Here is a 25,104-nt window from a genome sequence, read left to right as displayed (position 1 = left end):
CGCAATTGTTAATTCATATTAATAACAGCGTAAAACTCTATATTTGTATCTATTCAAAATAACTCCCTGTTATTAATGGAGATAATAATGATTACTATAAAAAAAATGCACCTGCTATTACTTACTACCCTTTTTTCACATTCACTTTATGCAGCCTATGAACCCGCTGTTGAAGCACAGCATGGCATGGTTGTCTCCTCTCAACACCTCGCATCACAAGTCGGGAATGATATTTTACAAAAAGGGGGTAACGCGATTGATGCCGCCGTTGCCGTCGGTTATGCACAAGCAGTCGTAAATGCTTGCTGTGGTAATATTGGTGGCGGTGGTTTTATGACAATACACCTTGCTGATGGTACAAATACTTTTATAAATTTTAGGGAAACTGCTCCCTCTTCTGCTTCTAAAAATATGTATTTAGATAAAGATGGAAATTTGATTAAAGATGCCAGCCTATATGGTTATCTTGCTTCAGGAGTACCCGGTACAGTAAAAGGATTGAATTCAGCATTAGAGAAATACGGTACGCTTTCACGCCAAGATGTCATGGCGCCTGCAATTAAGCTTGCAAGAGAAGGATATATTTTAACCCGCGCTGATACTGATGTGTTAGAAACGACAACAGAGCGTTTTAAACAAGATCCTGAGTCTGCAAAAATTTTCTTAAAACCAGATGGAACACCGTGGCAACCCGGTGATCGCCTAATTCAAACTGATTTAGCTAATACATTAGAACTCATCGCAAACCAAGGTTCTGATGCATTTTACCAAGGAGAGATCCCTAAAAAAGTTGAAGAAGCTTCGAAACAACATAATGGCCTGTTAACTCAAGAAGATTTTGCTAATTTTACTATCACAGAAACCAAACCTATCACCTGTACTTACCGAGGTTATGAATTTATTTCTGCACCGCCACCAAGTTCAGGCGGAGTTACTATCTGCCAAACGCTAAATATTTTGGAAGGTTATGATCTCAAATCGATGGGCTTTAATTCAGCTGAATATGTTCATACTTTAACAGAAGCAATGCGTCATGCTTATATGGACAGAAATACTTTTCTTGGTGATCCCCAATTTATTAAAAACCCTACAGAAAAGTTATTAAATAAAGCTTATGCCACAGAAATACGCCAACAAATCAAACCGAATAAAGCAACGCCATCAGAAAATGTACAACCTGGTATCGCTCCTCATGAAAGCCCTGAAACAACACACTACTCAGTAATGGATAAAGACGGCAATGCAGTTTCGACCACTTACACCATTAATGGCCGCTTTGGTGCCGTAGTCATCGCACCGGGAACTGGATTTTTCCTCAACAACGAGATGGATGACTTTACAACCAAAGTTGGTGAAAAAAATCTCTATGGTTTAGTTCAAGGTGAACGCAATAGTATTGCGCCATTAAAACGCCCACTATCATCAATGAGCCCAACGATTGTGACTAAAGAAGGCAAACCTTTCCTTATTTTAGGATCGCCAGGAGGTTCACGTATTATCTCGATCACCTTACAAACGGCACTGAATATCATTGAGTTTGGAATGCCCCCACAAGAAGCGGTTAATAGCCCTCGCATTCACCATCAATGGTTACCGGATGAGGTTTATTATGAGCAAAGAGGATTATCAAAAGACACTTTAGAGAAACTCTCTGCCATGGGATATAAAATGGTAGAACAGACTCCATGGGGAGCGGCTGAACTTATTATGGTCGGACTCCCAGGAGAAGAAGGAGTGATCCCAGCATCATCAGGTAATGATTCCGCTGTTTCTGGTGCAGTACGTGAAAGTTATCTTTATGGATCAAATGATGTTCGTCGCCCAGCTGGTAAAGCAGTGGGTTACTAACAATAAAGCCATCGAATAAAACAACAAAAGAAACCTTCTCTTGATTAGATAAGGTTTCTTTTTTTATAAAAATGATCTAGTCATGGTTTTACAATTTATTCATATTTTATTCTATTAATAATAATCAATATCTATTTTTGATTATGTATATATTTAATATTGAATATCAAATTATTATTAAAATAATAATATTTTATAGAATATAAGAGCAAATCACTTTTAATTTAATTTCAATGAAAGAATATATATAAATGGTATTTATTCTCTTTCTTAATTACAGATAAAAACAATAATCATTTAATTAAATAAAATTTAATAACACTCTCTATTTTTATTTCTATGATAGCTATCACAGAATAAATTTTTTAATAACCACACTATCATAAAGGATAATAAAAATACGTAAAAAATGGAGATAACACATTGTAAATACAAATATTTAACATTTAGTCTCAGTGTGTTTTTATCATAAAAATAGTTAAATCTTATAATATATCCCTTAACTATAGCGTTATTATATTTTTTATATAACGGTAAAGCAAGCGGATAAATAAAGAATTTATCATCACAACTTAATTCTTATATAAATTAGTTAAGCGGAGATAAATATTAATGTCTGATACACATCACCGTCCAATATTAGATATTGGGCTATCAAGACTAGAGTTTCTGCGAATATCCGGTAAAGGGCTTGCAGGGATCACAATAGCACCCGCATTGCTTTCTCTTTTAGGTTGTAAGCAAGAAGAAATAGATAGCGGAATAATTCAATTAACCACAACACCTAAAGGCGTCTTAGTTACAAATAGAGCGCGTTGTACAGGGTGCCACCGCTGCGAAACAGCATGTACAACATGGAATGATGGAAGCGTAGGTTCATTCTTCTCGCGCACAAAAATCCATCGTCATTTTTATTTTGGTGATAAAGGTATTGGCTCCGGTGGTGGACTTTATGGCGATTTAAACTTTACAACGGATACATGCCGCCAATGTAAAGATCCTGAATGTATGAAGGTTTGCCCAGTAAAAGCTATCCGTTATCAAGAAGAGTTCGGCTGTATTGTCGTTGATACACGTCGTTGTATTGGTTGTGCCGCCTGTACAACAGCCTGTCCGTGGATGATGGCAACCGTCAACCCACAAACTAAAAAATCCGGCAAATGTAATTTATGTGGTGAGTGTGCATCAGCGTGCCCAACAGGTGCTCTGCAAATCATTGAATGGAAAGAAATTACTGTTTAATAAATCCAGACAATCACATCACTGAACCACATTTAGATTAGGAAGCAATATTATGATTAACGGCTGGACTGGAAACATTCTAAGAATCAATTTAACTACCGGTGCCATCACTCGTGAAAGCTCAAGCAAATATAAATCCTTAATTGGAGGCATGGGCTTTGGTTACAAGATTATGTACGAAGAGGTTGCTCCCGGCGTTAAACCTTTTGATGAAGAAAATAAAGTTGTTTTCGCAGTAGGACCTCTAACTGGATCTGGTGCGCCTTGCAGCTCACGCGTCAATATCACCTCTCTTTCCACTTTTACTCGTGGCAATCTTGTCGTTGATGCTCATATGGGGGGATTTTTTGCCGCATGGATGAAATTTGCAGGCTATGACTCTCTGATTATTGAAGGTAAATCAGATAAGCCTGTTTGGATCCATATTGATGATGACCAAGTTTCTATTGAAGATGCCTCTTTCTTATGGGGTAAAGGTGTTCGTCAAACCACAGAAGAACTATGTGCTCAAACAAGCCCAGAAGCTTGTGTCGCGACCATTGGTCCTGCGGGTGAAAACCTCGTACCTTTATCCGGCATTATTAATAGCCGTAACCACAGTGGTGGTGCTGGTGTTGGCGCAGTCTTAGGTTCTAAAAAATTAAAAGCCATTGTCGTCGAAGGTAGCCGTGGCGTTAACGTTGCTGACCGTAAAGCGTTAAAAGAACTTAACGACTATATGATGACACAACTGATTGGCTCTAATAACAACCACGTTGTACCAAGTACGCCACAATCATGGGCTGAATATTCACACCCAGGCTCTCGTTGGACTGCACGTAAAGGACTGTATTGGGGAGCTGCTGAAGGTGGCCCAATTGAAACAGGCGAAATTCCTCCTGGTGATATCAATACTGTTGGTTTTAGAACCATGAAATCAACCTTTGACTTAGGACCAGAAGCTGAAGAATACACCGTGAAGATGGGAGGTTGTCACTCTTGCCCTATCCGTTGTATGGCTCAACTCAATGTGCCTCAAGCGAAAAAATTTGGAGTACCACAAACGGGTGGTAACACTTGTGTCGCTAACTTCGTTCACACAACCATTTTCCCTAATGGCCCTAAAGATGTTGAGAAAAAAGGAGATGGTAACGTTGTAGGTAACTTAGTCGGTCTTAATATTTTTGATGATATGGGACTTTGGTGTAACTACGGTCAGCTTCATCGTGACTTCACTTATTGTTATACCCACGGTGTATTTAAGCGTGTACTTTCTGAAGAAGAATATAACGATATTCCTTGGGATAAACTGGAAGAAGGCAATCCTGAATTTATTAAAGATTTTTACTACCGTTTAGCGCATCGTAAAGGTGAATTTAGCCACCTTGCTGATGGCTCTTATCTCATTGCACAACGCTGGAATTTAGGTGAAGAGTATTGGGCTGATAAGAAAAATAAACTCTGGTCACCAATGGGCTTCCCAATTCACCACGCAAATGAAGCATCGGCTCAAGTGGGTTCTATCGTTAACTGTATGTTTAACCGAGATGCGATGACACATACACATATCAACTATATCGGTAGTGGTTTACCTCTAAAACTACAAAAAGAGATTGCGGGTGAGCTATTTGGCTCTGGTGATGCTTTTGATGAAACCAAAAACTATACACCAATCAATAAAGCCAAAATTGCTTATACCAAGTGGACTATTTTACGTAGTTGCTTACACGATGCGGTCACCTTATGTAACTGGGTATGGCCGATGACGGTTTCTCCTCATAAGAGCCGTAATTATCGTGGTGACTTAGAAATGGAAGCCAAGTTCTTTACCGCTATCACTGGTGAACCAACCACTTCTAAAGATCTGGATTTAGCCTCAGAGCGTATCTTCACTTTACACCGCGCTTATACCGTTAAATTAATGAACACCATGGATATGCGTAATGAGCATGACCAAATCTGTTCATGGGTATTCGATAAAGATCCTGATATTCCAGTCTTTACTGAAGGTACAGACAAAATGGACAGAGCCGATATGCAGCTTTCTCTCACCATGTTCTATCAAGAAATGGGCTGGGATCCACAGTTAGGTTGCCCAACAAAAGAAACTTTAGTTCGCCTTGGATTACAAGATGTTGCAGACGATTTAGCGTCTCGTGGTTTATTACCAAGTTAATAGGTAAAAGAAGGAGATCATGATGATAGAACAAAATGCATCGGCTTCTATACCACAAGATATCGCTGATGATGCAGATATTGCTTTAGAGCAACCTGATATTTCTCGTCGCCGTTGGTTACTGCCATTATCAGAAACAGGTGTTGGACGTAGTGCTAACACCTCAACAGATATCGCAGAAGAACCCATTGCGGAAGTAGCAGAATTATCTGCTGAACAACATCTAGCGAATGCGATACGTCAATGTTCAAAAGAAGGTGAACTATTAGCAATTTCAACGCTGTATGATGCGCCCTATTCTCTGACTGAAGAGGACATTGCGCAGTTAGAAACCGCGTTAAAGAGCGACGAGTTTATTGATATCGCCCATTTAAGTCTCAATGGCGAGGATTATTATTACTCTGATGAATTTATGTCAGATAACTTCGCACAACTGCAATTATTAAACCGCCATGCGGATATTTGTACAGCAATTGCAGGTGTAGTTCGTTTTGAATGCGAAACCTATCCTCGACCATTGAAACAAAGCATGTTGATGTCTGAACCCTTTAAATACACGGCTTCAGAGATTGAAGATGCACTGACACTGATGAAAACTCACCCTGATTTTCAGGATATTCAGCAAGTTTTAGCATCCAACGATGCCCCTTATCTCTTTAGCAATACGTTAATGAGTTACGGCAAAGCACGAGGCTTAACTGAATGGATCGAGGTAGAACAACATGAAAATCCTTAATGTTCTGCCTTATCAACGAAATTCGATGTGGGTATTACAACATCATCAGACTGAGGAGCAAAAATAATGCGTGTTTCTCGCCGTAAATTTGTAGCAGGTATGGGATCGGTCATTTTTTTCAGTGCGCCACTAGGAAGTGCGCTTGCGGCAACTGCAGAAAAAAAACCTATCCGCTATGCCATGATCCACGATGAGACGCTCTGTAATGGCTGTAATATCTGCGCCACTGCATGTCGTCGATTAAATAAAGTACCCAATGGTATGGCACGAATGGATATTGCCCATATTCCATTAAGCCTCAAAGAAGACAACGATAAATATCATTTCTTTAGACACTCTTGCCAACAATGTGAAGATGCCCCTTGTATTCCGGTTTGCCCTACAGGTGCTTCTTGGCGTGATGAAACCAATGGCATCGTTCGTGTTAATAAAGAGAAATGTATTGGTTGTAGCTATTGTATATCGGCATGTCCATACCAAGTCCGTTATCTTAACCCTGTGACACATGTTGCTGATAAATGTGACTTTTGTCTTGAGTCTCGATTACAAAAAGGTTTCCCACCGATTTGTGTGAGTGCTTGTCCACAAAGTGCCTTGTTATTTGGTAGAGAAGACAGCCCTCAAATTCAAGAATGGCTCAAAACACACGATTACTATATTTATCAACTTGATGGTGTAGGAAAACCGCATCTTTATCGTCGTGTAGGGCCTCATGTTCAAGAGGAGGGTAAAGTATGAGTATCGTCAATACAATGCCAGACAGTGCTCAGTTCCAAGCCGCACTAAAAGAGTATGTTTTAATCTATACTCCCGACTATTTACCTCTTTGGCTAATTGTTGCAGGCGTATTATTTATTGGCATGCTACTTGTGCTCGCACTACATGGCTTTTTACGTTATCGCTTTGCCACACCACATGGTGAATCGCATAAAGAAGAGAAACTTTATCTTTACTCTAAAGCTGTTCGTTTATGGCACTGGAGTAATGCCTCTTTATTTATTCTGTTACTTCTAAGTGGTGGCATCAACCATTTCGCCCTACTTTCAGCCCACGATACCGCGTTATTAGTTAGTGTGCATGAAATCTGTGGTTATCTGCTCTTGGTTTGCTGGTTGTCCTTTGTTCTTATTAATCTTATTGGTGGTAATGGCAAGTTTTACCGCATTGATGGCAAAAACTGGTTTCAACGTGCCTTTATGCAAACTCGTTTTTATCTCTACGGTATTATTAAAGGAGAAGGTCATCCTTTCCCAGCAACACCCAATGTTAAGTTTAATCCACTGCAACAAATGGCTTATTTAGGTGTGATGTATGCGTTAGTTCCACTGCTTTTGATAACTGGTGTTTTACTTCAAAATCCAGCATTCATTCCTGCTGATGCTGTAATGTTTAAAGCTTGGTTATTAATAGCGCACCAAATATTAGCTGTATGTAGTGTCTTTTTTATCATTGGTCACCTTTATCTGTGTACAACAGGAAAAACGCCATTCCAAACATTTCGCAGTATGGTTGACGGTTACCATAGACACTAATTAATACATGGATTAAGGAGCTTATATGTCAGTCCCTTCAAAGGAAAATATTAGATTAACAAAAGAAGACTTACGACAACTGCATGTTTCAACTTCGCTTTATCGTTGGTTTTTACGTTATTTTCCTGATGGAGGCACTTACAGTGCTATTCATAGTGAGTTAATAAAACAGCGCCGTACACAGTGGATAGAAAGCTTTATTCAATATATTTATTTACGTCATTTTAGTGAAGTATCCTTTGCCAAACAGGAACAAGAAGTCATGGAAAACATCTTGTTCCTGCTCGGCAATGAACAACAACAAGGCGTGACATTACAACGTCTGCCCTATCACAACACTTTGCCAACCTCTGAAAATATTCAATTTTCTACTGAATGGCATCAATTGATCTTAAAAAGTCAGCAATTAAGCACTGACCTCGCTTTATGTGGCAGTAATAACATCGTCGCTTTTTCTGGTGATGAAAATAGCATTTCTAACACGGGTTATAGCAATCAATTAATGAATACGGGTTTCGCAGGAAAAGTGTGTAATACGGGTAATCAGTGTCGTATTGGTAGCTTAGGTGGGCGCTCTCGCATTTGTAATAGTGGCAATGATGTCAAAATTTATGCGTCAGGTAATGGTGTTCATATCGCAAACAGTGGTATACGTAATTTCATTACCGCCTCTCAAGATCGCGCAAAAGTCACTAACACTGGTGATTTAGCGCAAATCAATGTTACTGGAAATAACTCTGTGGCAATTAATACAGGTGATAACTGTAAAGTCACGGTATCTGGCGACGACAGTATTTGTATCTCAACAGGTGATCTCCATCAGTTTTGCTTAGGAAAAGGCGGTAGTGTCGTTATTGCTTATCATGACGGCAATCGTACCCGCTTTAAAATCTTCTATGAAGGTGAGGATGGTATCATCGCTGGAGTTCATTACTATTTAGATGAAAATCAGCATCCTGTTGCACATATAAAACAGAATTCGACTTCTGTTAATTAATACCTCAAATATATATTATTAAAAAAGGGAAACTTTCGTTTCCCTTTTTACTTTTACAATCAATGTACTTTATTGCTTATTGATGGCTTCAGTATGGATCACTTTTTTACTCTGTAAGCCTGCGACTCTATCGTAAATACCACACACAACAATCGCTACTAATACTGGGATCAACCACGCTAAACCTTGCTCACTTAGTGGCAGTTTTGTCGCCCATTCTGGTAATAAATGTTTCAGATAATTAGACGCTTTTATTGCATCAAAAATACCGAAAAATAAGCTAACAGCCATTGCTGGCGCGATAATACGGCTTGGGTTATTCCACAGACGTAATGTGAAACTCATTAAAATAATCACAATACAAGGTGGATAAATCATTATCAGTACAGGAATAGAAAACTCGATCAGTTTGCTCAATCCTAAATTTGAAACAACGGCTGAAAATATCGCTAAAATCAACACTAATACACGATAAGAGATAGGCAAATAACGGCTAAAAAACTCTGCACAAGCACAGGTTAAACCAACAGCAGTCACCATACAGGCTAAGAAAATCAGTACGGCTAAGAAGAAGCTACCAAAATTACCAAAAGTGTACTGAACATAGGCATGTAAAATATCAGCACCATCTTGAGCACCCGGAATGATACTGCCACTGCTAGAGCCTAATTTAAATAAACTCAAATAAATCGCAGTTAATAATACACCCGCAATAATTCCTGCCCACATGGTATAACGTGTTAACAATGATGAATTATCAATCCCTCGAGAGCGTGCTGCATTAACAATAACAATACCAAAAACCATAGCACCCAATGTATCCATGGTGAGGTAACCGTTAATAAATCCCTGAGTCAACGCCATATCACGATAAGCTTCAGTCGCAGGAATAGCGCCACCAGCAGGCCAAAATACCGCAGCCATACCTAATATCGCTAATGCCAGAATTTTAATCGGTGCAAGAATATGACCAACACTGTCTAGTAATTTCCCCGGATAAAGCGAAATACCAATAACAATTAAGAAATAGACAATGCTATAAATCAGCAATGAGATTTCTGTATCACCCACTAAAGGAGCAATACCCACTTTAAAAGAAACTGTTGCAGTACGAGGGGTTGCAAAAAGTGGTCCAACAGCAAGATAAGCAACAATGGCTAATAGCAATCCCATTGATTTACCAATAGGTGTACTTAATGCCTCAATACCACCACCGACCTTTGCCAGTGCAACAACCGTTAAAACAGGTAAACCCACACCAGTGATCAAAAAGCCAATCGCAGCAGTCCAAACAAATTCGCCTGATTGTAACCCCACCATTGGAGGAAAAATAATGTTGCCAGCGCCAACAAATAGGGCGAATGTCATAAACCCTAATGCCAGAACATCTCTGGAAGTTAATCTATGTGCCATAAGTTTTGTTAATATGTAGTTACAATAATGGTTAAATTACGCCAAGGTAGCGCAACATAAAATCAACAACATCTATTTAAGCTCAGACCGTCATTATTCAGGATAATATTTAAATATAATCATTTCATGCAGAGCAATTAAGTACTAAATAGAAAAATTTGCCGATAACTGCTCACAAGTAAAACTTTTATAATGAAAAAAGGCAATAGCCAATCCTAAAACCAGAATAATCATCTAAACTATTTTTCAGCACTAGTTATAACTTTCATATATCATAGAATATACATGATATGATTTGTGCACTTTATCACCAATAATATTGAGTATTGGCATCATTTAAAGTTACCATTAATTAATAATATTAAAATTTAACGCTACGATATTAGTTTTTATTGATATTAAAAAGATCAAGAAAGGGGCAAAAAAGCCTTTATCACAGATTAAAGACAAGTGATAAAGGCTTTAAAAAAGACATACTACTAGTGTGTTTTTTTAGCAGTAAGCAATGTTTGAGGAAGGATAAAAGAGAATGTACTCCCAACACCTACTTTACTTTCAATATTTAATTGAGAGTGATGATGAAGTAGTGATTTTTTCACAATAGCCAAACCTAACCCTGTACCGCCAGAATGACGAGAACGAGCTTTATCAACACGATAAAAGCGCTCTGTTAAACGAGTTAAGTGTTCTGCGCTAATCCCCGAACCATTATCTGAGACACTAAATAACATACCTTGGGGAACTTTCTTCCAACTGACTTTGATTGTTGTACCTTCTTCAGTGTGATTAATAGCGTTATACACTAAGTTAGAAACCGCACTACGTAATTGCTCTTCATTACCTCGAACAGCCCAATGCTCATCAACATCAAAAATAATATGGTGTTGACTTTGACTCAATGAGTCCGCTTCTTGTTGTAATAAAGCCAAAATAGCAGGAATATCAACAATTTTGTTTAAATCGATATGAGGAGCAGATTCGATACGAGAAAGTTGTAAGAGTTGTTGAACAAGCGTATCCATGCGCTTAGCTTGCTCTTGCATCGTCACTATAGCCTTATGCTCTGCTGGTTTAGCGACACTATTTTCTTCCATCATTTCAAGATAGCCTTGAATAACGGTTAAAGGCGTTCTTAATTCGTGACTCACGTTGGCAAAAAAATCACGTCGTGCATTTTCTAGTTTATTTTTTTCTGTCACATCTCGCGCCACCATTAGGCGCTGATCTTCGCTATATGGCATCACACGAAATTCCACAATAGATCCATTATTAAGAGAAATCGTTAAAGGGTGACTAAAATCGCCTGCGGTAAAATAGTGCAAAAAATCTGGATAACGTAATAAATTAAAAATATTTTGCCCGTTATCTTCTGGCCAGCGAAAACCTAATAGATGTTGAGCTAAGCTGTTACACCAAAAAATATTACCTTCATTGGTCATCATTACAACCGCATCAGGTAAGCTTTCAGCCCCGCTTCTAAAACGCTTAATTAAGTCGCCTAATTCTCGACGTCGTTTTCGATTACGTTGCTGTGTTTGTCGAATACCATAAAAAATAGGCTCCCATCCTCCTCTTCCTTCCGGAGGCAGTACTGAGCGATCTAGCCATAACCATTTAGATAATTTCAGCAAGTTATAGGCATGCCACACAAGTGCACTAAGTAGCGATGCCACCAGCAACCAAGAAAGATGCCCGATAAAAAGCGATAATATAAAAGCAGGTAAGCAAAATAGACATAGCCCCCAAACGAGGGCTTTCCACGATAGTCGTTCTAACACCTGACGATTACTCCCATATTGACTTAGAAACGGGCAGAGAAACGATATCCCGTTCCACGTACTGTCTGTATCATTCTGTCATGACCATCTTCTTCGATGGCTTTACGTAAACGACGAATATGCACATCAACAGTACGGTCTTCGACATAAACATTCGTTCCCCAAACATAGTTTAGCAGTTGTTCTCTGCTATACACGCGTTCAGGATGTGTCATAAAAAAGTGCAGGAGTTTAAATTCGGTAGGTCCCATATCAATCGGTTTATCTTGACTCGTTACTCGATGAGAAACAGGATCAAGTCCTAATCCATTGAATTCAATAATATCTTCCGAAGACATTGGTGATAATCGTCGTAAAATTGCTTTCACGCGAGCCACAAGCTCTTTAGGTGAGAAAGGCTTAATGACGTAATCATCAGCACCCGTTTCTAACCCTTGAACTTTATCTTCTTCTTCCCCTTTTGCTGTTAGCATAATAATTGGAATATCACGGGTGTTACTTTCCCGCTTCATCTGTTTTATTATCTGCAAGCCTGATCCACCAGGGATCATCCAATCTAATAAAACCAGATCAGGGTAAGGATCAATAAGAAAGCTCAATGCAGAATCATAGTCTTCTGCTTCAATAGGCTGAAAACCATTTTGTTCCAAAACAAAACAGATCATCTCTCGAATTGCGGTTTCATCTTCAACAACAAGAATACGCCTTGCCATACTCTATCCTGTGTAATGTATATAGAGGGTCAAAATGATTATGATGCAGTTTTATGACAGATTTATGACTAACCTTAACATTACTGAAATAGATCCCAGTTGTTAAGGTAAATAAATCATTTTTCGGTGAAATATCACTCAAAAAGAAGGCTTATTGTTGGATTTTCACTAAAAAAGTAAGGTGCGCTATACTCTTCATCAGATAAAAAAGAGGAATAGCAATGCGGATTATTCACACATCAGACTGGCATTTAGGGCAATATTTTTTTACTAAAACTCGAGCTCAAGAACATCAACAGTTTCTTGATTGGTTGTTAGCACAAATTAAACATTATCAAGTTGATGCATTGATTGTTGCAGGAGATATTTTTGATACAGGCTCCCCACCAAGTTATGCCCGAGAGCTTTATAACCGCTTTGTTGTTGCTATCCGAGATACACAATGCCAGCTCGTCATTCTGGGTGGTAATCACGATTCAGTCGCAACACTAAATGAATCTAAATCATTATTAGCATGTTTAAATACAACGGTTATTGCCAATGTTCATGCTGAAACCCCACAAGCTCCGCTTATTCTTCCTCAAAAAGATAATACTCCGGGAGCATTACTTTGTGCGATCCCTTATCTACGCCCTAGAGATATGATAAGTAGTAAAAGTGGGCAATCAGGTGCTGAAAAACAAGATATCCTAAAAGAAGCGATTGCTGATTATTATCAAGCTCAATATCAAGAGGCTCTCGATTTACGTAAGCAACTAAACGTCAATATTCCTATTATTGCAACAGGTCACCTTACAACCATTGGTGCAAGTGTAACGGACTCTGTACGTGAAATTTATATCGGTACTTTAGAGGCTTTCTCTGCAACACTATTTCCTGAATTTGACTATATTGCTCTTGGTCATATTCATCGCCCTCAAGTGGTAAATAAATCAGGTCATATTCGTTATAGTGGCTCTCCTATTCCTTTAAGTTTTGATGAAAGCGGACAACAAAAAAGCGTCTGCCTTATCGATTTCGAACAAGACAAATTAACTAATCTCACACTATTACCTATTCCTGAATTTCAGTTGCTACGCACTATCAGTGGCTCATTAAAAGAGATAGCCATACAACTTGATGATTTAAAAAAACAATACGATGAAACAGATACCACTATTTGGTTGGATATCGAAGTTTCAACACAAGATTATCTCAGTGATATACAAACCCGAGTTCAAGAGCTAACTAACGATCCCCTTTTTGATGTGATCTTATTAAGAAGAGCCAGAAAACAGCGCCAAGCATTCACACAAAATGAGAACGAAACACTGACCGAATTAACGGTTTATGATGTTTTTGAAAGACGCTTAGAACAGCATGAATTTGATTCAGAAGAAACGAAAACACGGTTAACAACATTGTTTAAACAAGCTGTTGAAATGGCAGAACAAGAGGATAACGAAGCATAATGAAAATCTTAAGTCTGCGATTTAAAAATATTAACTCTTTAAAAGGTGAGTGGAAAATCAACTTTGACCAAGAGCCTTTTGTTAGCAACGGATTATTTGCTATTACAGGCCCTACCGGGGCAGGAAAAACCACACTATTAGATGCGATTAGTTTGGCGCTTTACCACTGTACTCCTAGACTAGGCCGAATAACTAAAACTCAAAATGAATTAATGACACGCCACACGGCAGAGTGTTTAGCTGAAGTTGAATTTGAAGTTAAGGGTGTGGCGTATCGAGCATTTTGGGAACAAAAGCGCGCTAAAGGTAAACCAGATGGTAATCTTCAAGAACCTAAAGTTGAATTAGCTAAAATTAATATACTGAGTGGCAACGATAAAATATTAACGAATAAAATTAGCCAAGTAAAAGAAGAAATTATTAATATTACAGGGCTCGATTTTGATCGTTTTACTAAGTCAATGTTGTTATCTCAAGGACAATTTGCGGCCTTTTTAAATGCAGATGATAAATCTCGCGCTGAATTACTCGAAGAACTGACTGGCACAGATATTTATCGCCATATTTCCCAATCGATCTTTAAGCATTGGCGTGAAGAAGAACAAGCCTTAAAAACACTAAAGCAACAAGCCGAAATGATGGCGTTATTAGATGAAAATGCTCGCCAAGCTTTATTAACTGAGCAAACTGAACTTTTTGCCAAAGAGAGACTATTACAAAAAGAACAACAGGAATATCAAGCAGCAAAGCAGTGGAAAGAAAAAGACATTGAAATCAAGAAAAACAAGCTATTAGCACAAAACGGAGTTAACTTAGCGCAAGAAGCATTAGTTGCTGCCAAGCCCGATATTCAACGTCTTGAAAATAGCGAACCCGCTGAAAAGATCCGCCCGATTTATGATGAAAAAAATCGTCTATTAAAAGAACAAACCTATATTGAGTCACAACTCTCAACCTTGAAAGCAGAAAAACGGCTTATTGAACAACAAAGCCAACCTATTAGCCAGCGATTAGTGGAGGCTCGTGACACATTTAAACAACACGATGATAAAAAACAGCAAATATTACAACTTATTCGTGAAGAAGTGACGCCATTAGATAACCAGTTAGTCTTGCTACAACAAGATATTTCAGCAAAAACACAGCAAAAAAACACACTGGAAAAAACACAGTCAGAATATCTGGAAAAAATACAATTAACAGAAATCCAATTAGCTGGATCACAAAAACAATTCAATGAATTAAGTGAATATTTAAATCAGCATACAGCTTATGCTCAACTTGCTGAGAATTTACCTTTGTGGCAACGCTATTTTGAACAATATGATGAAATTGCAGAGAAATATCTAATTAGTCAGAAAAGTGAAAAAGCAGAACAAGAAAAAGAGCAGTTACTTAAACTTGCTCTCGAAAAAACAACACGCACACTAGAAACACAACAACACGCTCTTAATTTACAACAACAACAATTAAGTGAATTACAAACGCAACTTGAGCAACAAAATAAAGCAGATACAATTGCAGATATTCCTCATCGCTTGCAACAAATTTCTCAGCAAAGAAATGCGCTCGCAAAAATAATGGGATTACAGGTTCAATTACAGCGTGCTCTAAAAACTGAACGTCTGTACCAAAAAAGTCATTCGGAAAACCAGCAAAAAATAGCTGTACTGACTGAAAATATCAGCAAAAATGGCATCGTTTTAAGAGAGAAAGAGCAACACCTTAAAGATTTAAATGACAATTATCTTTTAATTCGGAAATTAGCTGAATACGAAGAAGAGAGACAACGTTTAGTTAAAGACAATCCATGCCCTGTTTGCGGTTCAACTGAACATCCTTATGTTGAAAAATATAAAGAAATAAAACCAGATGAAACAAAAACACGATTAGATATTTTAACGCAACAAGTTCATGCATTAACTATAGAGTTAGTAGAACAAAAAACACAATGTGCTAACTATCAAGCTCAAAATGAAAAATTAAGTAGCGACCTTGAGCAACTAACACAAGATATTGCGTCATTAAAACAGCAATGGCGAGTCTTAGCTCAAACTCACGCATTACCGGATGTTGATTGCGAAGAAACTGTTTTAACTCAATTAGATGCAGCACTTGAAAAAGAAGATAATTTACTGACGCAAAAACGAGTAAATTATCAAGCATTAGAAGCCAAAATTCAACAAGAATACAAGCTGTTATCTGATAATAAAGAACAATTTTATCAACAACAGCAAGCTATTCTTCATCAACAAAATCAATTAGCTCAGCAACAAAAAGAAGCTTCTAATAAACGACAACAAACAGCGCAATATCTTCAACAACACACCCAATTAGCGCAAGATATTCAATCCCTTGTCAAACAACAAGGTTATGAGTTACAGGTATCTGAAGATAAAATTCAATGGCTTATTGCGCGTAAAGAAGAAAGCCAACAATATCAATCAACATTAAAAACACATCACGAATTACAACAAACAATCCGCGAATTGTTATTAACGCAAAAAGAGAGAAAACGCTATTTAGCTGAAGTTCAAAAAGAACTTGATGCTGTTTTAGTTCATTTACAACAATTACATCAACAACAAAAACAACTAAAAACACAACGCCAAGCTTTATTCGGCACACAAACTACCGAAGATGCTCGCAATGAGTTGGATAAACAAAGTCAGTTGTTACAAAAACAAATTGAGCAATATAGCGAAGAAAAAAACCGACTCGAAATCCGTTTAAATCAGCTTATTGGCCAATATCAGGAAAACGAAAAATCACTACAACGGCTTCATGTTCACTCACAAGCCACCCTTGAACAATACCAAAACAGATTAAAAAACAGTCCATTTGATGATGAGAACGCATTTTTAGCCTCATTACTATCGGTTGAAGAGAGAAATCATTTACAAGAGCAGCAAAAACAAAGACTTGATAAGCTTCTGCAAGAAAAAACGCGTTTGGATACACAAGAAAACGTATATCAACAGCACTTATCACAGCAGCCAATATTGGCAACGCAACAGGATCTCGAGCAAATTACCGCTCAATTATTGATGTTAGAAACACAGTTTACTCAATTACAAGAAACGAAATTTCGTATTCAAGAACAACTGCGTACTGACGAGGAAAAGCGTAAAGAGCAACAGGATCTACTAACTCATATTGCCAAACAGCAATCTCAGTTTGATGATTGGAGTTATTTAAATGAATTAGTGGGATCTGCATCAGGAGATAAGTTCAGCCGTTTCGCCCAAGGATTAACGCTTGATCATCTGATTTATTTAGCTAACCGTCGTTTAGAAAAGCTTCATGGGCGTTATTTCTTACAGCGTAAAACACCAGCAAGCCTTGAATTACAGATTGCAGATACATGGCAAGCGGATGCACTGCGGGATACTCGCACGCTTTCTGGTGGCGAAAGTTTCTTAGTCAGTTTATCACTCGCTTTAGCGCTTTCAGATTTGGTCAGTAACAAGACTCAAATTGAATCACTATTTTTAGATGAAGGCTTTGGCACATTAGATCCTGATACCTTAGATATTGCATTAGATGCACTCGACAGCCTTAATGCATCCGGCAAAATTATTGGCGTAATTAGTCACGTAGAAGCCATGAAAGAACGTATTCCTGTCCAAATTAAAGTAAAAAAAGCGGGAGGTTTAGGTATTAGCCAACTTGCTCCTGAGTTTAGATTTTCAGATAAACAGAATGAAAATCAAAAAGTTAAAAACTAGGTCGAATATTTTGACGTAACTGATTAAATTTTTTATATATCAATAAATCACTGCTAAGCCCTATAGTATGTCCATAGATTAGCCCAAGCTAAGACACGCTTTAAGCGCTTAAATTTATCGAGGAGACATCATGTCTAACGCATTTACTGATTTAATGAAAAAACGTAGAACAATTTATCATTTAGGTAATCAACTTCCAATTAGCGAAGACAGAGTCACGGCAATTATCAAAGAAGCGGTTAAAGAAAGCCCAACTGCATTTAACTCACAAACATCTCGTGTAGTTGTTCTGTTTGGTGAACAACATCAAAAACTGTGGGATATCGTTAAAAATACCCTGAAAAAATTAGTACCCGCAGAAGCATTTAGTGCAACTGAAGCAAAAATTAATAGCTTTGCAGCTGGTGCTGGTTCAATTCTGTATTTTGAAGACACCGATATTGTAAAAGGTCTTCAAGAGCAATTCCCACTGTATGCGGATAACTTCCCTGTATGGTCAGAACAAGCAAGTGGTATGGCGCAACTTTCTGTTTGGACTGCATTAGCAGCAGAGAACGTAGGTGCTTCATTACAACACTACAACCCAATTATTGATGATGAAGTTCATGCAACTTGGGATCTGCCAAAAACATGGAAATTAAGAGCTCAAATGGTCTTTGGTTCTATCGAACAAGAGGCTGGCGAGAAGAGTTATATGGAAGATGATTCACGCTTTAAAATCTTCAAATAAGTGTTAGAAGAGACATCTGACAAAAGACCCTAAATAATACCCTCTTTTTTACTTTCATTCCTTGCCCACAGCCATTGTGGGCTTTTTTTTATCTCTCATTTAAGTCATTCACAGTTATTTTTAATAAAAAAAAGAGCAAAGTGCGCAATGAATACAAAGGTAGGGATGGACCCTTTGTGTTCAACACTTTGCTCTCTTTATTTATTTACGCACCTTCTACTAAAGTAAAAGGTGCGATTTTCACAAGGCGTATGAAAATACGTTATTTACGTGTGATGTTATTTGCTTTTGGTTGAGCAATTGGAGACTGCTCAGCAAAATATTTCACGACTGCATCAACATCTGGCACGCTGTAAACTGGATCTTTACCTTCTTTCAGTACAGAGAAGTTACTACCACCTGTTGCTAAGTATTCGTTAGCCACAACACGGTAAGATGCTTTCATATCCACTGGTTTGCCATCAATTTTCATTGATTCGACGATAACACGGTTACCATTAGAGGCTTTGCTATCCCATGTATATTGGAAGTTGCCTGAAACAGCTAACACTTGTGGACGTGAACGATCCCATTGTTGTTCTAATAGGCGTTTGATTTGTTCACCCGTTAACGTTTGAGTTAACAGTACGTTAGAGAATGGCTGTACAGTGTAGATTGCGTTATAAGAAACATCACCACCAGTCATATCAGCACGAATACCACCGCTGTTCATAAATGCGATTTGTGCACCACCCATATCTTTTGGTTTTGCAGTATATAAATGCGCATCAGCAATCACTTGACCCAGTGCAGATTCACCCGCGTCATTCGTTTGCTTGTTCAGGTTACCTTCTAACTTACCGATAATACGATTAGCTAATGGGGTAGCAATTTTTTCGTAAGCTTCTAACAGTTTAGTAACTGCTGGATCTTTTTCGTATTTACGGTTATCAACCCAAATGTTACGAGCTTCGATATCAACAACATCTTTCGTTGTTTTATCTAATTTCAGGTCGATACGCGTTAACATTGCACCATTAGACTGTGCCGATGTCACTGATTTACCGTTGATAGTACAGTTATAAGCTTGGTGAGTATGACCAGTCACAACGAAGTCGATAGCTGGATCTAATTGTTCAACAACACCCAGTACTTTACCTGTAATACCATTACATGCGTTGATATTAACTGGACCACCATCACGACGCTGTGCAGCACCTTCGTGGATCAGAACACCAATTGCTTGAACGCCTTTTGCTTTTAACTGAGGCACTAATGCGTTAATTGTTTTTGCTTCATTGTGGAAGCTTAAGCCTTCGGTTCCTTTAGGGGTTACGATAGCCGCAGTACCTTCTAAAGTTAAACCGATGAATGCAACAGGAATACCGTTGAATTCTTTAATAACGTATTCTGGGAATAATGTTTTGCCAGTTTCGTTAACAATAACGTTAGCCGCTAAGTATTGGAAATCTGCGCCTTTAAACTCAGTTGGGCCTTGGCAACCCGTTACTGGGTGACAACCACCGTTTTGTTTACGCAGTAACTCGCCCATGCCTTTATCAAATTCGTGGTTACCCACTGAAGTTGCTTCTAAGCCTGCTAATGATAATGCTTCGATTGAAGGCTCATCATGGAACATTGAAGATAACAGTGGGCTTGCACCAACCATATCACCCGCCGCAACAACGATGTTGTTTGGGTTATCTTTCTTCATTTCTTTAATTAACGTAGCCATGTGCTCAATACCACCAGGTTTGTTTGGACCTGGCGCTTTTAGCGCACCGTGGAAGTCGTTCATTGCGATAACACGCACATCAACAACATTAGCTTCGTCGTAGTTCTTTGCACAACCTGCTAATAAGACTGAGCTTACAGCAAGTGCAACGAGTTTATATTTATGGTTCATTTAAAATTTATCCCTAAGATCAAAATTCACGTTTCGGACAATCAATTACTTCGAAATCTTTGCTATAACAGATATAGAATTCATCTCGATTAATTTGAATTTCTTTATCCTTCAGTGATGGATTGTGCTCTTTTAAGAACTTAATCAATGCACTATTTGAAGGACGGCCTTCTGGTAATACTAACGCTTCATACAACTCTTTTTGTTTACCAAAGAATGCATCTGGTGTATCAAACGCACACACACCGTGTTTTTCCCATTCACCTTGTAACAGATCAATACCTGGAGAATCACACAGATAAGGTTTAATAGCAGAGTATTCTAAAGGTGGTAAATCGCCTTTACATAAACGAGGATGCTTGCGTATGTCTTTCCAATCGCGGCACTCTTCCCATGATTTACCATCACAGGTTTCAGCCCACAGCCCATGAACAATCCAGCCAAATTTGTTATCAGAGAAACACTGAATTTCAAATTTATCGTACTCACGTTTTGCACGATCTTTTTCATTATCGTTATTTAAACGTTTAATATTATTACTTTTATAATCACAAAAAGCCGGTGAGTAGTTAATCGCTAACTTAAAATAATCTGTTGATGCAGTGCTGTTTTGACCATAGCGATCATTAGAAGCAATGTAGTCGTAAGGTGCCGTTGGAGCATCAGGTAAAATACAAGATACGCCTTCAACTAATTTAGCTTGAGGTTTTAATGGTTCTGTAATTTCAGGTGCTTGCGTTGCACATCCTGCTAGCACTAAAGCAAAAGCAGCAGGTAATAGCTTCATAAAGCGCATAAAATCCCCTTAAAGAGCAATAAAATCTACTCTCTTGGTTCAAAAAAGGTAAGAAAAACCTGCCCTGAACGGGCAGGTTTAATTGCTTATTTCTTCTCAGTTAAATCGATTTTGTAAATTGCAAAACCAATTTCATCATTTTCCACGAAGGTCATTGGATATTGAGCGAAATCTTTAATAAATGCAGCCGCTTTTTCACTTGGTGAAGTTTCAAAACGGACATCTAACGCTTTATCAGTCTTAATAGGTAAGAATGACCAGTTGTTAGCAGCTTTAGTCGCAACTTCGCCTTTTTCTTTAGTTTGTTTAGCAATGTAAGAAGCTAAGATTGCACGGTTTTCATCTGGAGATGCAAACGCAATATTCGCTTCACCAGTACCAGCGAACTTACCGCCGTATCCACGGTAGTTATTTGTTGCGATCAGGAATGTTGCTTTAGGATCGATTGGTTTGCCTTCATAAGTCACATCTTTGATACGATTCGCATCTTTGTTAACCACTTGGCAATCAACGTCATATTTAGCTGGTTGAGTTAAGTCAACTTTATAGTTCACACCGCTAATGGTGTCGAAGTTATAAGTACGGAAACCATCCCAGTTGATCAGTTCTTGTGGTTTAGTTGAATTAGGATCAACTTGGTTCCACATACCTGCTGAACATTCTAACCACTCAACAACATCAGCACCGGTCGCTTTAACAACCACTAATGTGTTTGGATACAGATATAAGTCTGCTGCATTACGGAATGTTAAGTCACCTTTTTCAACTTCTACGAAGTCTGCTGGTGCGTTTTTACGACCGCCCGCTTTAAATGGCGCAGCTGCACCTAATACTGGTAAACCGTCTAAGTTCGGATCACCTTGAATAAAGTGTTTGGTGTAATCAACTTGTGCATCATTAACGATTTGTACAGTTGGATCACTTTGTACTAATGCTAAGAAGCTGTACATGTTGGCAGAAGCTTTACCAATGTGTTTACCCACGAAATCACGGGTACCTTGGTGTGCTTTTTCGATGATTTGAGCTAATTCAGCATCACGTTCAACTAATGCTTTTTTGTTTGCTTTATCAAAGATAGGACGCGCTTCACCTGTTGCTTCGGTCATCACCCATTTACCGCTGTCGTTATTGATAACCATATCAACGACACCTAAGTGATCACCCCATTGGCCTGGCATAACAGCAGGAACACCATTTACGGTACCTTTCGCTGTATCTACGCCTTTAATGCCTTCAAATTCTTTGCTTGGGAATACGCCATGAGCGTGACCAAACATGATTGCATTGATACCTTCAACTTCGCTTAAATAATAAACAGAGTTTTCCGCCATTGCTTTGTATGGCTCTGACGCGAAACCAGAGTGAGGAATAGCCACAATCAGGTCAGCACCCTCTTTTTTCATTTGAGGGACGAATTTTTTCGCTGTTTCTGTAATATCGTTTACAACGACCTTACCATCCAGATTGGCTTTATCCCAGATTAAGATCTGTGGTGGTACGAAGCCGATATAACCAATCTTGATAGTGTGTTCTTTACCATCACGATCTTTTACTGGTGTATCAACAATGATATAAGGTGTGAAATAGTTTTTGCCTGTTTTCGCATCCATCACGTTGGCGTTGATGTAAGGGAATTTAGCACCGGCAATGGCTTTTTTCAGGTAATCTAAACCATAGTTGAATTCATGGTTACCAAAGTTACCTACTGTGTAGCCCATGGTGTTCATCAGCTGGTGAGCTGGATGAGATTCGCCTTTTTCTAAGCCTTTAGCTGCTTGATAGTCAGCCAGCGGGCTACCTTGGATCAAGTCGCCGTTATCAACTAAAATCGCATTGGTTGCTTCAGCTTTTGCTGCTTTAATTAAATTAGCAGTACGGACATAACCAAACTGTTCTGTTGGTTTGTCTTTGAAGTAGTCAAAGTCGATTAAGTTACTGTGAACATCAGACGTCTCCATAATACGAAGATCGACTGTCGCAGCATTCACGTTGAATGCGACAAACATTGCTAATGTTGAAATTTTCAACACATTCTTAACCATTACACACCCCTTATATATTGGTTAACAGGAGAGCAAAATGGCTCTCCTTTCGTTACTTCTGTCAAACGGTAGTGCCTTTACTAGGACTAGAAGTACAGACGCATACCCGTTTCGAAGATATATTGTTTTTTATCTTCATACTTCACGTTATCACTGCGAGCATCATCGTATGCCATTTCAGCGAATAAACGTAAGTTGTTATATTTAGATACTGCAAAACGTTTATCTACACCCACAGTATAGGTTTCTTTTTTGTAGTTGAACGTGTTTGCATCACCATCACGCAGGTAGTAACCCGCATACATACCACTTTCAATACGATCCCAGTGCCATTTCACACCAACACCATATAAATCTGCTTTCCAGTTGCCTTTAACTGAGTTCCAACCACGTGGGCTATTATATTGGTTTTCATAGAGAGCTAAGCCAGGGTTTTTACCACGAGATTGACCATAGTCTAAACCAATAGAAAATTCACGGCCTGGGAAGAAGTATTCTGCACCAAAAGCTAAGATACTGTTTTCAGGTGTTTTATCTTTATTTGGACCTGAATTGTTTGCTTCACCTTTAGCTGCAGAATAACCTGCATCAAATTCTAAGCCGAAGGTTGATTTATAGAAACCAACTAATGAGTAAGCTCGTGTAATATCACCTGCAACACGACGACCATCATCACCTGTTTTACCCGTTACAGTACCTGCTAATTTAAAGCCTTCATAACGGTTAGTTTCAATAAAAATAGTTTGTGGTAAACGAGTCATAAAGTTGTTTTTACCAACACCATTCGTATTTACATATTTACCATTAACGCTCGTTTCACCACCAGAATAACCGACTGAACGACCTAATACATCGCTAAAGTAGAATACACCGGTGTTACCATAGCCATAGCTTGATTTTTTCACCCAGTCGATCGGAATATAAGTACGACCAAACTGAATTTGTCCATAATCACGATGAGAGAAACCGACATAACCTACACGGTTGTACATTTCAAAGTTTGATTTAGGGTTGTCACTGTTAGTTTTTTGAGTGTCTGAACCCCACTCTAATTTACCAAAAACTTTGATATCGTTAGTCAGTTCATGCGAACCAAAGAAACCAATACGACTACCATCATCCGTCATTTTCATTTCATGATTTTGGCTAGTCACTTGCGTTTTTAAACGGAACTGACCATTCACATCAAAACGTGTACCTTTATCGTTATACACGTTTACTGCGTTTGCAGATCCAGAAAGAACCAACAAACCAACCAGTGCTGCTAGAGGCTTCAAGCTTTTCATGATTAAAATACCCATCTATTTTCTATAGTTTTATGATTTCCTTTAAGGTCAAAAATAATACCGCCGTATATAATTGACCTGAGATTCAGACAAAAGATCTCTGCCACGAATTTCGAAAAAGAAAATCGCTCTCACAATTGATAATTTTTATAGCTACTAATTATGACTCTACAAAATCTTCTTAAAGGTTTTAATTTCCTTGACACAGACGTAATCACCAATAAGACACAAAAATAATATCCTCATTATATTTAAATAAGGGCATTGCTTTTATTTCTGTTAGGAAAAGAAATAGGTTGTTGAGTTTTCAATGGCATGTTACTCAAAAAAAAGCCCTACTTTCGTGATGTAGCCCACAATTACATCAATGTGCATTTTCATGGTTACATACCCAAGTGATAGGTATCACAATTAAAGGTAAAGATACGTGTTTTTTGAACTTAATCAACTTTTTAAAAATAGCACTTTTGGATTTTTCTTTTATATTTCATTTCTTTATAAGACTCTTTTTTTTGCTAATAAAAAATTTATCTCCCTATTTAATATATTTAAAAGGAAGTATTAATTTTAACCACTAAATAAATAACACTAAAGATTTGAATATTGTTATTCTTAATTAATAATTTTTATTCTTTATATTTATTTCTTATTTAAATAAAGGCAAAGTCGAATTTAAATACAATTTAACTAGTGATAACGAGTAGCACGCTATCATAAAAAGAATAATTATCTGCAAATATTAAAAAGAGAAGCATAAGAATACCATTCAATC

The 25,104-nt window shown here is 38.1% G+C and carries 17 protein-coding genes; 10 read left to right on the top strand and 7 right to left on the bottom strand.

The genetic code is table 11. The features are described from left to right. Nucleotides 1-87: 87 nt before the first annotated feature. From ggt to ydhT, 7 genes are all read left to right on the top strand, one after another. Complete coding sequence (gene ggt / locus GWJ01_RS13390) at nucleotides 88-1,848, top strand: gamma-glutamyltransferase (protein WP_161711191.1); 1,761 nt, start codon at nucleotides 88-90, stop codon at nucleotides 1,846-1,848. A gap of 612 nt (nucleotides 1,849-2,460) precedes the next feature. Beyond that, entirely contained in the window at nucleotides 2,461-3,090 is a 630-nt protein-coding gene (locus GWJ01_RS13385; protein ID WP_006535141.1) for a ferredoxin-like protein, read from the top strand. Nucleotides 3,091-3,142: 52 nt separating this feature from the next. Then, entirely contained in the window at nucleotides 3,143-5,245 is a 2,103-nt protein-coding gene (locus GWJ01_RS13380) for an aldehyde ferredoxin oxidoreductase (protein WP_109393230.1), read from the top strand. Nucleotides 5,246-5,267: 22 nt separating this feature from the next. After that, nucleotides 5,268-5,981: a YdhW family putative oxidoreductase system protein gene (locus GWJ01_RS13375; RefSeq protein ID WP_227003098.1), complete on the top strand. Its 714-nt coding sequence runs from the start codon at nucleotides 5,268-5,270 to the stop codon at nucleotides 5,979-5,981. 66 nt (nucleotides 5,982-6,047) lie between these two features. Then, on the top strand, nucleotides 6,048-6,719 hold the full coding sequence (locus tag GWJ01_RS13370) for a 4Fe-4S dicluster domain-containing protein (protein ID WP_098941129.1): 672 nt from the start codon (nucleotides 6,048-6,050) through the stop codon (nucleotides 6,717-6,719). Beyond that, complete coding sequence (gene phsC, locus GWJ01_RS13365) at nucleotides 6,716-7,513, top strand: thiosulfate reductase cytochrome B subunit (protein ID WP_109393228.1); 798 nt, start codon at nucleotides 6,716-6,718, stop codon at nucleotides 7,511-7,513. The genes GWJ01_RS13370 and phsC overlap by 4 nt, the downstream gene beginning before the upstream one ends. Before the next feature lie 25 nt (nucleotides 7,514-7,538). Further along, complete coding sequence (gene ydhT / locus GWJ01_RS13360; protein ID WP_109401321.1) at nucleotides 7,539-8,510, top strand: protein YdhT; 972 nt, start codon at nucleotides 7,539-7,541, stop codon at nucleotides 8,508-8,510. A gap of 69 nt (nucleotides 8,511-8,579) precedes the next feature. On the opposite strand, the gene brnQ is transcribed toward ydhT, so the two are convergent. The 3 genes from brnQ to phoB all read right to left on the bottom strand — a co-directional run bounded on the left by brnQ (nucleotide 8,580) and on the right by phoB (nucleotide 12,414). Beyond that, entirely contained in the window at nucleotides 8,580-9,923 is a 1,344-nt protein-coding gene (gene brnQ, locus GWJ01_RS13355) for a branched-chain amino acid transport system II carrier protein (protein ID WP_109393226.1), read from the bottom strand. A 479-nt stretch (nucleotides 9,924-10,402) separates the two neighbouring features. After that, nucleotides 10,403-11,701, bottom strand: coding sequence for a phosphate regulon sensor histidine kinase PhoR (gene phoR / locus GWJ01_RS13350; RefSeq protein WP_109401322.1), 1,299 nt, complete (start codon nucleotides 11,699-11,701; stop codon nucleotides 10,403-10,405). A gap of 23 nt (nucleotides 11,702-11,724) precedes the next feature. After that, nucleotides 11,725-12,414, bottom strand: coding sequence for a phosphate regulon transcriptional regulator PhoB (phoB, locus tag GWJ01_RS13345; RefSeq protein ID WP_109393224.1), 690 nt, complete (start codon nucleotides 12,412-12,414; stop codon nucleotides 11,725-11,727). A gap of 221 nt (nucleotides 12,415-12,635) precedes the next feature. Here phoB and sbcD point away from each other — a divergent pair, with 221 nt between their 5' ends. From sbcD to GWJ01_RS13330, 3 genes are all read left to right on the top strand, one after another. Beyond that, nucleotides 12,636-13,865: an exonuclease subunit SbcD gene (sbcD, locus tag GWJ01_RS13340; protein ID WP_109393223.1), complete on the top strand. Its 1,230-nt coding sequence runs from the start codon at nucleotides 12,636-12,638 to the stop codon at nucleotides 13,863-13,865. Next, on the top strand, nucleotides 13,865-17,593 hold the full coding sequence (locus GWJ01_RS13335) for an SbcC/MukB-like Walker B domain-containing protein (RefSeq protein ID WP_109401323.1): 3,729 nt from the start codon (nucleotides 13,865-13,867) through the stop codon (nucleotides 17,591-17,593). Before sbcD ends, GWJ01_RS13335 begins: the two co-directional genes overlap by 1 nt. A gap of 130 nt (nucleotides 17,594-17,723) precedes the next feature. Further along, complete coding sequence (locus GWJ01_RS13330) at nucleotides 17,724-18,323, top strand: nitroreductase family protein (protein ID WP_109393221.1); 600 nt, start codon at nucleotides 17,724-17,726, stop codon at nucleotides 18,321-18,323. A gap of 262 nt (nucleotides 18,324-18,585) precedes the next feature. Here GWJ01_RS13330 and GWJ01_RS13325 read toward each other — a convergent pair whose 3' ends face one another. From GWJ01_RS13325 to GWJ01_RS13310, 4 genes are all read right to left on the bottom strand, one after another. After that, nucleotides 18,586-20,208 carry a bifunctional metallophosphatase/5'-nucleotidase gene (locus GWJ01_RS13325; protein WP_075673988.1) on the bottom strand — a complete coding sequence of 541 codons (1,623 nt, stop codon included), beginning with the start codon at nucleotides 20,206-20,208 and terminating at the stop codon, nucleotides 18,586-18,588. Nucleotides 20,209-20,227: 19 nt separating this feature from the next. Beyond that, entirely contained in the window at nucleotides 20,228-21,004 is a 777-nt protein-coding gene (locus tag GWJ01_RS13320; RefSeq protein WP_069368615.1) for a ribonuclease T2 family protein, read from the bottom strand. Between the two features lie 86 nt (nucleotides 21,005-21,090). Beyond that, the gene (locus tag GWJ01_RS13315) at nucleotides 21,091-23,046 is read right to left on the bottom strand and encodes a bifunctional 2',3'-cyclic-nucleotide 2'-phosphodiesterase/3'-nucleotidase (RefSeq protein ID WP_109393220.1); all 1,956 of its coding nucleotides are present in this window, start codon (nucleotides 23,044-23,046) and stop codon (nucleotides 21,091-21,093) included. Between the two features lie 86 nt (nucleotides 23,047-23,132). After that, a complete protein-coding gene (locus tag GWJ01_RS13310; protein ID WP_227003099.1) occupies nucleotides 23,133-24,332 on the bottom strand; it encodes a porin in 1,200 nt (399 codons plus the stop codon). Nucleotides 24,333-25,104 lie beyond the last annotated feature (772 nt).

The sequence above is a fragment of the Proteus sp. G2618 genome (assembly GCF_009915995.1).
Lineage (GTDB): Bacteria > Pseudomonadota > Gammaproteobacteria > Enterobacterales > Enterobacteriaceae > Proteus > Proteus terrae.
This window is presented reverse-complemented; position numbering and strand designations above follow the sequence as displayed.

Bases quoted from the DNA above. Each gene is read 5' to 3' on its own strand.
- GWJ01_RS13370 (WP_098941129.1), top strand. From the start codon at position 6,048: ATGCGTGTTTCTCGCCGTAAATTTGTAGCAGGTATGGGATCGGTCATT.
- GWJ01_RS13335 (WP_109401323.1), top strand. From the start codon at position 13,865: ATGAAAATCTTAAGTCTGCGATTTAAAAATATTAACTCTTTAAAAGGT.
- brnQ (WP_109393226.1), bottom strand. From the start codon at position 9,923: ATGGCACATAGATTAACTTCCAGAGATGTTCTGGCATTAGGGTTTATG.
- GWJ01_RS13320 (WP_069368615.1), bottom strand. From the start codon at position 21,004: ATGCGCTTTATGAAGCTATTACCTGCTGCTTTTGCTTTAGTGCTAGCA.
- GWJ01_RS13380 (WP_109393230.1), top strand. From the start codon at position 3,143: ATGATTAACGGCTGGACTGGAAACATTCTAAGAATCAATTTAACTACC.
- sbcD (WP_109393223.1), top strand. From the start codon at position 12,636: ATGCGGATTATTCACACATCAGACTGGCATTTAGGGCAATATTTTTTT.
- ydhT (WP_109401321.1), top strand. From the start codon at position 7,539: ATGTCAGTCCCTTCAAAGGAAAATATTAGATTAACAAAAGAAGACTTA.
- GWJ01_RS13375 (WP_227003098.1), top strand. From the start codon at position 5,268: ATGATAGAACAAAATGCATCGGCTTCTATACCACAAGATATCGCTGAT.
- ggt (WP_161711191.1), top strand. From the start codon at position 88: ATGATTACTATAAAAAAAATGCACCTGCTATTACTTACTACCCTTTTT.
- phoB (WP_109393224.1), bottom strand. From the start codon at position 12,414: ATGGCAAGGCGTATTCTTGTTGTTGAAGATGAAACCGCAATTCGAGAG.
- GWJ01_RS13385 (WP_006535141.1), top strand. From the start codon at position 2,461: ATGTCTGATACACATCACCGTCCAATATTAGATATTGGGCTATCAAGA.
- GWJ01_RS13325 (WP_075673988.1), bottom strand. From the start codon at position 20,208: ATGAACCATAAATATAAACTCGTTGCACTTGCTGTAAGCTCAGTCTTA.
- GWJ01_RS13310 (WP_227003099.1), bottom strand. From the start codon at position 24,332: ATGAAAAGCTTGAAGCCTCTAGCAGCACTGGTTGGTTTGTTGGTTCTT.
- GWJ01_RS13315 (WP_109393220.1), bottom strand. From the start codon at position 23,046: ATGGTTAAGAATGTGTTGAAAATTTCAACATTAGCAATGTTTGTCGCA.
- GWJ01_RS13330 (WP_109393221.1), top strand. From the start codon at position 17,724: ATGTCTAACGCATTTACTGATTTAATGAAAAAACGTAGAACAATTTAT.
- phsC (WP_109393228.1), top strand. From the start codon at position 6,716: ATGAGTATCGTCAATACAATGCCAGACAGTGCTCAGTTCCAAGCCGCA.